This window comes from Streptococcus macacae NCTC 11558 (genome assembly GCF_000187995.2).
In the GTDB taxonomy this organism is placed as follows: Bacteria; Bacillota; Bacilli; order Lactobacillales; family Streptococcaceae; genus Streptococcus; species Streptococcus macacae.
Window position 1 is genome coordinate 1,066,632 of the sequence record NZ_AEUW02000001.1, and the last position, 11,901, is coordinate 1,078,532.

Annotated in this window: 13 protein-coding genes and 1 pseudogene; 2 read left to right on the top strand and 12 right to left on the bottom strand. The window is 37.5% G+C overall.

All coding sequences use genetic code 11. From position 1 onward, the window contains the following. Positions 1–13: 13 nt before the first annotated feature. The 8 genes from STRMA_RS05060 to STRMA_RS05095 form a co-directional block, all read right to left on the bottom strand. Positions 14–508, bottom strand: a complete 495-nt coding sequence (locus tag STRMA_RS05060) for an LURP-one-related/scramblase family protein (RefSeq protein WP_003079006.1) — start codon at positions 506–508, stop codon at positions 14–16. Positions 509–754: 246 nt separating this feature from the next. Continuing rightward, complete coding sequence (locus STRMA_RS05065) at positions 755–1,774, bottom strand: peptidyl-prolyl cis-trans isomerase (protein ID WP_003081365.1); 1,020 nt, start codon at positions 1,772–1,774, stop codon at positions 755–757. A 62-nt stretch (positions 1,775–1,836) separates the two neighbouring features. Next, a complete protein-coding gene (locus STRMA_RS05070; protein WP_040841575.1) occupies positions 1,837–2,544 on the bottom strand; it encodes an O-methyltransferase in 708 nt (235 codons plus the stop codon). 61 nt (positions 2,545–2,605) lie between these two features. Then, complete coding sequence (locus STRMA_RS05075) at positions 2,606–3,223, bottom strand: HAD-IA family hydrolase (RefSeq protein WP_003080942.1); 618 nt, start codon at positions 3,221–3,223, stop codon at positions 2,606–2,608. Positions 3,224–3,242: 19 nt separating this feature from the next. After that, entirely contained in the window at positions 3,243–5,045 is a 1,803-nt protein-coding gene (gene pepF, locus STRMA_RS05080; protein ID WP_003081223.1) for an oligoendopeptidase F, read from the bottom strand. A gap of 10 nt (positions 5,046–5,055) precedes the next feature. Next, positions 5,056–6,006, bottom strand: a complete 951-nt coding sequence (locus STRMA_RS05085; RefSeq protein ID WP_003079228.1) for a competence protein CoiA — start codon at positions 6,004–6,006, stop codon at positions 5,056–5,058. Positions 6,007–6,309: 303 nt separating this feature from the next. Continuing rightward, the gene (locus STRMA_RS05090; RefSeq protein ID WP_003080591.1) at positions 6,310–7,203 is read right to left on the bottom strand and encodes an alpha/beta hydrolase; all 894 of its coding nucleotides are present in this window, start codon (positions 7,201–7,203) and stop codon (positions 6,310–6,312) included. A 38-nt stretch (positions 7,204–7,241) separates the two neighbouring features. After that, a complete protein-coding gene (locus tag STRMA_RS05095) occupies positions 7,242–7,592 on the bottom strand; it encodes a nuclear transport factor 2 family protein (protein ID WP_003078802.1) in 351 nt (116 codons plus the stop codon). A gap of 110 nt (positions 7,593–7,702) precedes the next feature. On the opposite strand from STRMA_RS05095, the gene STRMA_RS05100 reads away from it, so the two are divergent. After that, complete coding sequence (locus STRMA_RS05100) at positions 7,703–8,005, top strand: ArsR/SmtB family transcription factor (RefSeq protein ID WP_003080052.1); 303 nt, start codon at positions 7,703–7,705, stop codon at positions 8,003–8,005. A gap of 9 nt (positions 8,006–8,014) precedes the next feature. On the opposite strand, the gene STRMA_RS05105 is transcribed toward STRMA_RS05100, so the two are convergent. Continuing rightward, complete coding sequence (locus STRMA_RS05105; RefSeq protein WP_003081111.1) at positions 8,015–8,983, bottom strand: alcohol dehydrogenase catalytic domain-containing protein; 969 nt, start codon at positions 8,981–8,983, stop codon at positions 8,015–8,017. A gap of 131 nt (positions 8,984–9,114) precedes the next feature. On the opposite strand from STRMA_RS05105, the gene STRMA_RS05110 reads away from it, so the two are divergent. Beyond that, positions 9,115–10,488, top strand: a complete 1,374-nt coding sequence (locus STRMA_RS05110) for an aminotransferase-like domain-containing protein (RefSeq protein ID WP_003079839.1) — start codon at positions 9,115–9,117, stop codon at positions 10,486–10,488. 31 nt (positions 10,489–10,519) lie between these two features. On the opposite strand, the gene STRMA_RS05115 is transcribed toward STRMA_RS05110, so the two are convergent. The 3 genes and pseudogenes from STRMA_RS05115 to STRMA_RS09485 form a co-directional block, all read right to left on the bottom strand. Next, entirely contained in the window at positions 10,520–10,951 is a 432-nt protein-coding gene (locus STRMA_RS05115) for a nuclear transport factor 2 family protein (protein ID WP_200858147.1), read from the bottom strand. Between the two features lie 3 nt (positions 10,952–10,954). Next, on the bottom strand, positions 10,955–11,485 hold the full coding sequence (locus STRMA_RS05120) for a GNAT family N-acetyltransferase (RefSeq protein ID WP_003080392.1): 531 nt from the start codon (positions 11,483–11,485) through the stop codon (positions 10,955–10,957). A 16-nt stretch (positions 11,486–11,501) separates the two neighbouring features. Further along, positions 11,502–11,809, bottom strand: a pseudogene (locus tag STRMA_RS09485) (pseudouridine synthase family protein); the annotation flags it as partial. Between the last annotated feature and the right edge of the window lie 92 nt (positions 11,810–11,901).

Consider the following 11,901-nt stretch of genomic DNA (forward strand, 5'->3'; position numbering starts at 1 on the left):
TTATTCTAATTAGTTATCGGCCGCTGCTATTGGCACTGTGTTCTATTTCTTTGACATAATCAATAGCAATGACCAATGAGATGACGAGATCAGCATACTGGTCATCATAGACTTCAATATTATAGGTAGAAGTCATCCGAAGCCATTCTTGAGAAATCTTGGCAACTGTCTGACCATTTTGACTAAGGGTAAAATTCATATTCCAGAAATCACCTTGAATTTTCATGCCCAGACCTTCAATAGTGTAATGAGGCTTAAAAAATGACAGGTCTTTTTTTAAGGAAAATGAAGAGCCGTTATTTAGACTGACATAAAATTTAGGGAGAAGAGACCAAGTCTTCTTTTGAATGTGACTGATCTGACTGCCTTGCATGTCGTAAATGGTAAATGTTTTAGGAATTTGCATAAAACTCCCCGCTACTTCATAAGAGGGTATACCCGCCTCATCTGTAATCGTAAATTTACCACCGAGTGACCACATTTTTTGTTTGATCCGAAAATTCTTCATCGTCTTTCTTTCTCCTCAAAAAAAGAAGTCCACTGTAAGAAGGGCGAAAAACCGCGGTACCACCTTCATTCAATGAACTTGTCATTCTTATTATCTTATTCTATTGACTAATCAAGCAGCAAGATTTTTTGATTTGCATAGCTCACATCAACCGCTATTTTTCTGAAGCAAATAGTCTTTAAAAATCTATTCTTGATAGAAATCATTATACTGTCTTTTCTTATATCCGTCAATTGTTTAAAGCAATCATTCTGCCGCTGTTGTCTGGGAATCAGTGCTTGCTTCAGTAGTCTTATCAGAGTTTGCAGTTGTTGCCTCACTCTTAGTCGTTGTTGTACTAGCAGATGTATCTGCCGCTTTAGCATATCTGGTGATAATATCATTCATCGTTTTATCTTTCACCTTAACATTGGCTTTTTTGAAAGCTTTACCAATGACGGCATTTCGGAAAGTCGCATTATTGATTTTTTGATTGAGGATAATCTCTTTGAGACGACTCTTATAGGCCTTCCAATTAGCATTTTTATCAGCTTTGGAGGTTACCTTGATGATATAGTAGAGTGATTTTTGCTGACCTTGCTGTAAACTTTGATAATCAGCTGTTGTAATCAGATCCGAAACCTCTCCTTTTTTCAGACTGAAAGCTGCCTTAGAAACGGCATCTGGAATATTGGTAGAACCAGAATCAAAAGTATATTCCGTCTTCTTTGTTTTACTGTTATCTTTTGCCAGCTTTTCAAAATCAGCACCGTCAGCTTTAGCTTGATCTAAAACAGATTTTGCCTTAGATTCATCATCCATTTGAATAAGCTGAACCGTAACTTCTGGATTATAGTCCTTATAGGCAGACTTATAATTTGCTGTTGTTAATTCTTTTTGTGCTTCTTGTTTGGAAGCATATTCTACTAATTTTTCAGCACGGATATATTGCTTATAAGTCTCTTTTGTGTAATTTTGCTGAGAAATAGCTGATAAAAAGTTCTTCTCACCGCCATAAGACTTAACAGTATTATTATAGGCTTCTTCAACTTGCTTATCGCTTACTTTGCCTTTATACTGTTTTTCAAAAACACGCGAGATTAGAATATTTAAAGTCGTCTGCTGAGCAGTAGGCGTTCCCTTTAGCTGATCATAGATGTCACCTACTGTCACAGTGTCACCTTTCATCGTAACAATCTTACTGCTTTCTGATGTCTTTGAACAAGCTGCCAGGGTCACAACCGATAGTAAAGTCAGCAACCCTGCAGCAATCGTACGTTTTTTCATGTAATAATAAACTCCTTTTTGTCATTAACTCTTTCATTATAACATAATATCTTAAAAATGACTTAATCAGTCAAAGTGATTTCAGAATTGTTTTTACGGATAACTAACAGCCCATCTCCAAGAGGAAGCAAACTAGCTGTCAAGCCAGGATTTTTAAGAGTAGCATCAAGCAAACGATGAAGACCGCGGTAAATGGCTCTTTGATTTCTATGTACCTTTTCAATAGTTTTGACAAGATCACCGCCTTGAAAAATATCATCTATAAAAATAACTCCGCCAACTTCTAAGTGTTTCAAAACCTGCGGAAGAAACACAATGTATTTTGCTTTAGCAGAATCCATAAAAACAAAATCATAAGTCTCATCCAGTTGATTCAGTAAGTCTGCAGCATCTCCTTCGAGCAGGGTAATTTGTCTTCTTTGATCATATTCTCTAAAATTTTTTTGAGCTAAGGCAATCATTTCAGGATTACGATCAATCGTTGTGATCTTAGAGCAAGGAGCACTCTCAGCCATTAAAAGAGCTGAAAAGCCAATAGCTGTTCCTATTTCCAAAATCTTTTTTGGCTGCATTGTTTGGAGAAAAAAGCGAAAATAAGAAACTGTTTCAGAAGGAATGATAGGAATATTTTCTTCATCAGCAAACTTTTCCAGCTCTTTAAGAAAGCCCTCATTTTCCTTTTGCTCATGGCGCAGGTAGTAAAGGATATCTTCATTAATAATAGGGCGTCGCATATTGTGATTCGCATTTTTACTATAAGATTTAACCATAATGCCATTATAACAAAAATTCCTCAACCCGGGTTAAGAGTTTAAGGAATAATAGTGACTTTTAAAAATCAAATAACTTGGTCAAGGATTGTAAATCCTCAATTTTCTGATTAAGATCCGAATTGGGCTGGACTAAGTTAATAGATTGAATGCCCGCATTTTCAGCAGTTTCAGCATCAAGACGTCTATCACCAATATAATAAGTCTTATCCTTGTCTAAATGATATTTCTCCAGCAAATAAAAGATTCCCTGCGGATCTGGTTTACGTTTAAAACCTGATGCACTTGTTACTACCTCAGTAAAATAAGAGTCAATCCCTAATTCTGTCAGCACAGCTTGGGCAGATGCTCCTTTATGGGTATATACAAATTGCTCAATAGCCCTATCTTTTGCCCATTGCAAGGTTTCTTTAGCAAAGGGCATCAGCTTAATTTTATCATCACGTTTAACTTGTTCTTGCATAAAGAAAGTTTTTAATTCTTTGGCAGAAAAGCTGTGCTGTTTTGCCAGTATATCCAAGAGTTTTCCAACCGATTCTTTGATAATAAAAGTCCGAATAGGTTTCGCTTGAAAATCGAAACCAAAGTGATCATAAGTAACAGCCAGTGCTTCCATAATGGCCTCATAAGAATCAATTAAAGTGCCATCTAAATCCCAAATAAAAACTGTTTGCGACATTATTTCTCCATTTCATTTTTCATTGAACAATCCCTTTTTCGACTAATTTTTCCAGCTCTATTAACCGTTCTTCAAAAACTTTAAAGGCTTGATCCAGATAGACTGAATCCGTCATATCAAGACCTGCTTTAGCAATTACATTGAGAGGATAATCTGAATTACCTGCCTTGAGATAGTCAAGGTACTTATCCTTATCTTCTTGAGCGCCGTGCACTATTTTTTGAGCTAAGAAATTAGCTGCAGCAAAGCCTGTAGCATACTGGTAAACATAAAAATTGTAATAAAAATGCGGGATTCTAGCCCATTCATATTGAATTTTGGGATTATCTTCCTTGCTTAAACCATAGTATTTTTCATTGAGATCTGCATAAAGATTATTGAGATAGTCACTAGTGAGAACTTGGCCTGCTTGATCAGCCTTATAAATGCGGTCTTCAAATTCAGCAAATTGAGTTTGGCGAAAAACCGTTCCTTTGAAATCATCAAGATAATGATTAAGAATAGCAAAACGCTGCCTATCATCTGTTACTTCTTTAAGCAAGGTCTCTGTTAAAATATTTTCATTGGTTGTTGAGGCAATCTCGGCTAGAAAAATAGAATAATCACCATAAACATAAGGCTGATTTTCACGTGTAAAGGTAGAATGCAAAGAGTGCCCTGTTTCATGAACAAGAGTAAAGAGATTATCCAAGGTATCCTGCCAATTAAGCAGCATAAAGGCATTCGTGTCATAAGAGCCGCCCGAATAAGCACCCGAACGCTTACCCTTATTAACCTGCACATCAATCCAACGTTCTCTAAAAGCACGGTGCACACGCTCAGCATAAGCTGTACCAAAAACAGCTAATACTTCTTCAGCTTTTTTCAAAGCAGCTTCATAGGTAAAGCTCATATCTGCTTCGGATAGCGGTGTATAAAGATCGTACATCTTAAGCTCATCGAGTCCTAAAATCTTTTGCCGCAGTTTGACATAACGCTGCAGCAAGGGCAAGTGTTTATTAACCGCTTCGATTAAGAGATCATAGACAGCTTCTGGAATGAAATTGGCTGCCAGGGCTGCTTCACGGGCACTGCCATAATTCCTGATTTTTGCCTGAAAATTATTGGCCTTAACATTGGTTTGCAGTGTTTTAGCATAAGTATGCTGATACTGCTCATAAATGCTGTACATAGCCTCATAAGCTTCTTTCCGAACATCACGGTTCTTAGACTCCATCAAGCTGATAAAGTTACCATGAGACAATTCAACTTTTTCTCCCATCTCATCGCTGACCCAAGGAAAAACAATATCAGCATTATCAAGAATTTCAAAGGTTTCACTGGCAGCTCCAAAAATTTCACTGGCTTCTGCCAAAAGCGCTTCTTCCTTTTGAGAAAGGACATGCTCCTTTTGTTTGAATAATTTTTCAAAGAAATGCTGATAAGGCAGCAAGTCTGGGCATTCTGTCAAAAAATCCTGATAGTTTTCTTTAGATAAAAGCATAAATTCAGGTTCATAAAAAGCAAAAGCTTGATTAAATTTAGCTGCCAAAGCTGTTGCTCTTGCTTGCAATTCCTGATAGTAACTGACCGTTGTGTCTTGGTCATTCCTCATAGAAGCATAAACATAAAGCTTTTCCAAACGACGGCTAAGAGCCAAATAAAGTTCTGTAATCTCTAACAAACTTTGACTGGAATCCAATAAATGTCCTGACTTGCCCTTGGCTGCTTCTAAGTCATCAATAAGACTTTTTTCTTCCTTTTCCCAGGCTTTATCGCTAGGAAAAACGGTGGTTAAATCCCACTGGTATTTTTCTTCAATATGACTGCGGTTATCAGACATGAACTGCTCCTTAATGATTTGTTTCTTTCATTTTATCATAAAAGGCTGGCGGATACAGTTCTTGAGTGGCTCTATTTCCTTGTTTTTGATAATATTGGAAAAAAGCAGTGCGAAAATAAATCAAATCCTGATTGATCTGACAAAATCCCCTTGAACATTGCGGCGGTCTTACCTGCGGGAAAAAATCAGCGTCTGATTGTGCTATCAGATTGCGCCCTTGTAAATAAGCGGCTTCCTGCTGACGCAGCCAATAAGGGTTCCTTGCCATAAGTTGTTTTTGAATTGCTAAACCAACTTGCCTGCGCTGCTTCACATGATAAGACATAACCGCCTGCTGGACATAGGGCAGGCGCAAAAAACTCATCATATGATGATTAAAAGAACAGGACTGGGTCTTATAATAGACCCTTCCAAATAAATCCTCATAAATCAAATACTTTAACCGCAATTCATGCTTGTGAATGTCTAATTCCCAAAGATGAAAGCCCATATTTTTCGAAAAATAAAGGAACTGCTTTTGCAAGCTGGATAAGCTCCTGCCCAGCCAAAGCTTTTCACCCAGCAGCCAAAGCACCTGATAACCATGTTTTTGATAAGCTTGCGTGCGCTCCCGCAAACGGTCTTCAGACAAGCGGGAGCACTGAACCTCCAAGGCTAACTTGTGATTAATCAGTAAATCTGCGATTTGTCCAATTCCTGCTATAATTTTTTCGATTTCAACTCTTTCTGTTTGGGACAATGACCAATAAAGTTTTGCTTTCAGGTTTAAATGTTCGGCAGATTCGTTTTCACTGTAAAATTGACAGCCTTGCAAAGAGATATGAGCAAAATGCGGACGCATAATCTTACCCTTTTTTAGCCTTACAGGCGATTGACAAACGGGACAGTAAAAATCTCCCTTTACAGGAATTTCAGTCAAAAGATTAACCAGCTTCCCATTTTTATTTCTTGCAGACAGCATCGCAAATCCCCTTCCAAGCAGATATTTAAAAAGCCTGCTCAAAGGCAGACTTTAAAAGCTAGTTCTTCCATAGTGTCAAATAAAAAATAATACAGAATCCTTTCAAAGAATATTGAACTGGCCTTTACTTACACTATTCGTAAATCCCAGTAAAAAATGATTTTTTTCAAAGTTTTTTAATTTTTAGTGTCATTACTCAAAATTAGTCTGCACTTGAAACAGTGTAATGAATGACAATAAGTCAGACTCTCGAAAATTTCTAAGTAAATATAGATTCTAAAGTATTATTATTTTTACCTAACCTTACTTTAAATGCAAAACTTGATTAATAAATTGCATGCACAATTTTTTCCAAATGCCAAGCTCCTCATAATCCAAAAATTCCGCTTGTGTATTGCTATTAATCATGGATAAGCCGTGCTCTCCTGTCGCAAACATATGAAGTTCATAAAAGACGCCATTATCTTTCAGCCGCTTGGCATACTCTAAAAGAGCCTTGTTATAGATACAATCGTCATCTTGCATGCCCCAAATAAAAGTTGGAACAGTATCTGGAGAAATGTGCTCTATGGGACTATATGCCTTCAAATTGGCTGTCGTCAATTCCTTGCCTACGACTGTTTTCAAGGCACCCATCAAAAAATCTATTTTTGGCATTGGCGACAGTTTTGTGGGTGTCTGATTATCAGGGTCGGACATCACTTGTTCATATTGGTAATTAAAATCCAATAAAGGATAGGAGAGAACTATTAAGCTTGGTTTCAAAGCTTCCCCTGGATAATCAAAATATTCTTGTAAAAAAGGCTCCTTCCAACTATTTGCCAAAGAAGCACTATGAGTAGCTCCTGCTGAGAAACCAATAAAAATAACTTTTTCAGCATCAATATTCCATTGTTGAGCATTTTCTCTAACGACTAAAAGCATTTTAGCTAAATCGTAAAGAGGCTTAGGATAGCCACTGTCTTTTCCGACCGTATAATCAAGCGTGATAGCTTGAAAGCCTTTATTAAGGAAATAAAGTGCAACGGGCTCCTTTTCCCTATCGGTTACTTTGAAGAAGCCACCGCCACCACAAATAATGACAGCTGGGCGAGGATTTTTATTTTTAATATCTGGTGTTTTTTCGATTAAGTAAGCTGTATAGGTCACTTCTGATTTTGCTTTATCTTCCCAAAGCATAGAGGTATTTATTTTCATTTTTAACAACTCCTTTCACAGATAGGATGTTCTAGGTATTAAGAATCACTTCTCACTTTAAGATAAATGATCTTATCGCCTTTTATCCTCGCTAAATCACTACCTGTCAAGGCAAGGTATGCCCCAGTTTTTCGGCGGCAAACAACCGCCCAATTTGCTCGTTGTAAGCCATCAGCCATTTCTTCAATATCCCATAAATGCTTTGATTCTGAATTTTTGTTGAAGAACTTTTCAAAAAATGGATTAATTTCTTCTCTGCCGGAATAAGTTTTACCATCATTAGCTTCTATGATAGCATTCTCTGAAAATAAATGGCAAAGTTCTGTCAATTTTCCCTTATCCTTTCCTGCTAAATCAGATAAAACAAAGTAGCGATCAAGTATGTTCATAGACATCATCCTCCGAGTATAAAATAATTGTTCGATATATATTGAACAATTGAATTATAACACTAATCATGTTACAATGCCAATGAAAATAACAAAAGGAATCTTAACAAATGAAATCACTACTGCATCCCTCTTTAGATACTATCACTGTTGAACAGGTTTTGTATGCCTTAAGCGAACCAACAAGATTAGCCATATTCAAACAATTATACGCTTGCCAGCAGGAAAGGAACTGCAGCTTTTTTTCTGACTTAGGGCAAAAAAACAACTTATCCCATCACTTTAAAATCTTAAGGGAAAGCGGAATTATTCATGTTAGAATAGAAGGCAGACAACGTTTTATCTCACTTAGACAAGCAGAGTTGGATAAAAAATTTTCAGGCTTGCTGATCGCCATTTATAAAAACAGTTAATCGTTTGCTTTAAGGAACTAAAATGATTTTTCTATTTTCTTTTTTAGTTTCCATCAAATCATGCATTTCTGCGGCTTCGTCAAATTTTTTGATGGTCATGTCTTCCTCCAGTAACTGTCCTTTTTTAAAAGCATCATTTAAAATCTGCCCTGCTTTTTGTATTTGCGCTAAACTGGCATGACTAATCACAAAACCTTTGATTTGCCAACAATTCATGTAAAACTGTCTGCTATCAAAATAACTGTCTTTGGGTGCAGTAATCAGACTAATGGCACCTTTTGAGGCTAGTAAATCGCAATTAAACTGTAAGGGAATTTCCCCAGAAGTGTCAATAACGTGGTCGAAACCATCAGGGTAAGCGCTTTTTAGTTTCTGAAAGAGTGATTTATCACGATAATCAAAACAGATAGCAGCGCTCAATTGTTTTAACCTCGAAAAATCTTGTAAACTAGAAGTTGTCACCACCTCTCCCCCCATTTCATTGGCAAGATAAACTAACTTACTGCCGACATGACCAGCTGCTCCTTCAATGAGGAGTTTTTGTTTTGGCTTCAACATCATCGTATCTTGTAAGACAATAGCTGCTGTAGCCGCAGAATGAACAGCAGCAATCAACTTTAAAGAGTCAGCATTCTTGGGGGCAAGAAAAAGTCGCTCTTCTGGAATCAGTGCATATTCACTAGTGATACCTTGCCTTCCATCATAGCCCATACTATTTGTCCAAACCTGATCACCCACTTTAAACTGAGTGACATCTTTTCCAATCTCAACAACTTGACCGATAGCATCCCGTCCCAAAATATAGGGATGAGGCAGTTCAGTCTGATAAATGCCTGAACGAATAAAGAGATCAACATAATTAATGGAAACAGCTATAACTTTTATTAAAACAGATTTTGGTCTAACTTTGGGAATAGGCAGCTCACCAACAATAATCGTTGCGGGATCTCCTGTTTTTTGAATATAAACTGCCTTCATATTCTGCCTCCCCTCCTTTTTCTAAAACATGTTACAATGGATACCAACAATCCAGACAATTTTATTATAAAAGAAAAACTTTACTTTGTATTTCTAAAATTGTAGGCAAGACAATTTTAAGGAGAAACATAATGCCTGTTAATTCATTTGACAATTATCCTATGACTTGGAAACCAGATAAACAGCTATTAACCCCCTTTCTGTATGCTAGCCTAGCCGAACTTTTAGAGAAAGATATTATCGAAGGACGTTTGATAGCTGAAACAAAACTGCCCCCTCAACGTGAATTAGCTGACTTCTTAGATATCAATTTAAGCACGGTGACAAGAGCATTTAAATTATGTGAGCAAAAAGGACTTATTTATGCTATTATCGGCAAAGGAACTTTTGTTTCACCAAATAGGGTAAAACCTTTAGCTGCTTTACAAAAAAATGAACCCCTTATTCCTCTTGGCAATCTGCGTCCTTATTACCAACTCAATTATATTGTATCTGATATTTCTAGACGAATCTTACAGAGTCAATCTGTTGATAAACTTTTTGAATTTGATAGAAAAAATGATCTGAATGAGCATAAGGCTGTTGCTCAACAATGGTTAAAAAAGTTTCAGGTCGATACTTCTAAAGAGAATATTTTTCTGACTGAGGGGACACAGAACGCTTTGGTTTTACTGTTTTTGACCGTATTTAAAGCGGGTGACAAAATAGCAACCGATATGTTTACCTATACTAACTTTATTGCCTTAGCCCAGCAGTTTAAAATTGAACTCATCCCAATACTATCTGACCATAATGGAATCATTCCAGAGGACTTGGAAAAGAAATGCCGTCAGCAAATGATCAAAGGCATTTACTTGGTTCCGACTTCTAATAATCCAACCGGAGCAACAATGCTATTAGAAAGGAGACAGCAGCTAAGCTCCTTGATAAACAAAAATCACCTTCTACTAATAGAAGATGATACCTATGCCTTTACAAATTATGAAAAATTACCTGCATTGGTAACTATGATTCCTAAACAAACGATTTATATTCATGGTTTATCAAAAGCCTTGTTTGCTGGTTTACGAGTGGCTTATATGGTGGTGCCTGATTATCTTATTCATGAGATTAATCTTACTGCTGATGTTATCAATACCCATCCACTTCTATTAAATACTAAGATTACGAGCCATCTCATTTCAAGCGGTCAAGCAAACAGTACAATAACTCAAAAAAATCAGTTATCTCAGCAACGAAATGCTCTCTACAACCACTATTTCCCAGAAACCACTTCTACTAATTCCTATAGTTTGTTTCAATGGTTGCCATTACCTAAAAATAGAAGCGGCTATCAATTTGAATCCTTGGCCAAAGAAAAGGGTGTTGAAGTTTTATGCGCGGAACGCTTTCTTGTTGGCGGACTAACAGAGCAGTCTGCTTTGCGCATTGCAACTTGCTCACCAAATACATTAGACGAGTTAGACAGAGGCCTTAAAATTTTGAAATCCTTAGTGGAGAAGTAGACAAGGCTAACCAGTTTTCAGCATATCTTTATTATTTAGCTGACTTATCAAGAGCCGATTTAATCAGCATCTGTGTCCCGAACCAGCCCCAGTAAATACGGTGGCGCTGGATTTTGCCGTTTCGCAGTTCCATCAGCTCCAAAATATCTACCTGCTCACCATCTGGCATTTGACGCGGATACTCCCAGACCAGCATGCTGTCATTGACCAAATAAGAGCCATCCCGATACCAGCGAACCAATTCATTCGGTCTGCGCTGGGTACCTTCTTCTAGAAAGGCACGGATTTGAGTATGCCCTGTCAGCACCCCGCTTTTTTGGTTCATGATAATAGGGACCAATGGAGACTCGAACTCGGCATCCTCCGCATAGAGGCTGATGAGCCCGTCCGTATCACGTTCTTTGGCAAAATGATGCCAGTTTTCATAGATTTTTTCTGCTGCTGTCATTTGAAATCCCTCCAAAACTTACTTTCTATTTATACTACTCCTTTTTATCTTATTTGTCTCATTTTCAATAGCTTTTGACAACTCACAAACCATGATAAAATCTGTTTCATTTTCAATTATTGTCTGAAAACCAGCCTTTCGATACATGTTACAGGCATAATTTTCCTTTTGAACAGATAAAGAAACCTTGTGATAACCTTTCACCTTGAGAAATTTTAAAAAAGCCTTAAGTAATTCGGTGCCAATTCCTTGTCCGCGATAGGCAGGCAATAGAGACATAGACAAAGAAAGTGTCTCATCATCAATATGGCCATAATCATCTATAATACGAACCCAGACAGCACCAACAACCTGTCCATCAACGTCAGCCACCATGGCTTGATCATGAGGATATCGCCCGAAATCTTTGACATAAAGCTGCAGCTTTGGCAGCTGGATAATACTCCTATCAGGTGCTGGCACTCCTTTTGGTAGGAAAATGGCTTGGTAGCAGAATTCCTCCAAAAGGGGGTATTCTTCTGCTGTCATTTGACGAATAGTGGTAGTCATAGGGAGCCTCCTTTGCTTAATTCAAATCATTTCTAAGGCTGTTTTTCTCTTCCTCCAACAGCTCCCGATACTCTCCAAGCGGCAAATCCCTTAACTCAAAAAATCCAAAAGAAATTCGTTTGAGATAGGTGACTTTTACTCCGTAAGCTAAAAACATTTTTTAACTTGATGAAATTTACCTTCCGAAATAGTGACATAAGCACTGCTGATTTCTGGACTAGAACTGATAATCCGTAACTTAGCTGGTTTGCAGATTGTACTGTCTACATTTTCAAAGAAAGCAGGAGCGTTAGCACTAAGATCGGCGTTGACTGCTACAGAAAAATAGCTCAGCGGCTTGCCACAAAACCATTAATCCTACAGGCATCGTTCCAGTCGGACCAGAATTGGACTGGATATTGTAATGGAAAATCAAG

Bases quoted from the DNA above. Each gene is read 5' to 3' on its own strand.
- STRMA_RS05060 (WP_003079006.1), bottom strand. From the start codon at position 508: ATGAAGAATTTTCGGATCAAACAAAAAATGTGGTCACTCGGTGGTAAA.
- STRMA_RS05065 (WP_003081365.1), bottom strand. From the start codon at position 1,774: ATGAAAAAACGTACGATTGCTGCAGGGTTGCTGACTTTACTATCGGTT.
- STRMA_RS05070 (WP_040841575.1), bottom strand. From the start codon at position 2,544: ATGGTTAAATCTTATAGTAAAAATGCGAATCACAATATGCGACGCCCT.
- STRMA_RS05075 (WP_003080942.1), bottom strand. From the start codon at position 3,223: ATGTCGCAAACAGTTTTTATTTGGGATTTAGATGGCACTTTAATTGAT.
- pepF (WP_003081223.1), bottom strand. From the start codon at position 5,045: ATGTCTGATAACCGCAGTCATATTGAAGAAAAATACCAGTGGGATTTA.
- STRMA_RS05085 (WP_003079228.1), bottom strand. From the start codon at position 6,006: ATGCTGTCTGCAAGAAATAAAAATGGGAAGCTGGTTAATCTTTTGACT.
- STRMA_RS05090 (WP_003080591.1), bottom strand. From the start codon at position 7,203: ATGAAAATAAATACCTCTATGCTTTGGGAAGATAAAGCAAAATCAGAA.
- STRMA_RS05095 (WP_003078802.1), bottom strand. From the start codon at position 7,592: ATGAACATACTTGATCGCTACTTTGTTTTATCTGATTTAGCAGGAAAG.
- STRMA_RS05100 (WP_003080052.1), top strand. From the start codon at position 7,703: ATGAAATCACTACTGCATCCCTCTTTAGATACTATCACTGTTGAACAG.
- STRMA_RS05105 (WP_003081111.1), bottom strand. From the start codon at position 8,983: ATGAAGGCAGTTTATATTCAAAAAACAGGAGATCCCGCAACGATTATT.
- STRMA_RS05110 (WP_003079839.1), top strand. From the start codon at position 9,115: ATGCCTGTTAATTCATTTGACAATTATCCTATGACTTGGAAACCAGAT.
- STRMA_RS05120 (WP_003080392.1), bottom strand. From the start codon at position 11,485: ATGACTACCACTATTCGTCAAATGACAGCAGAAGAATACCCCCTTTTG.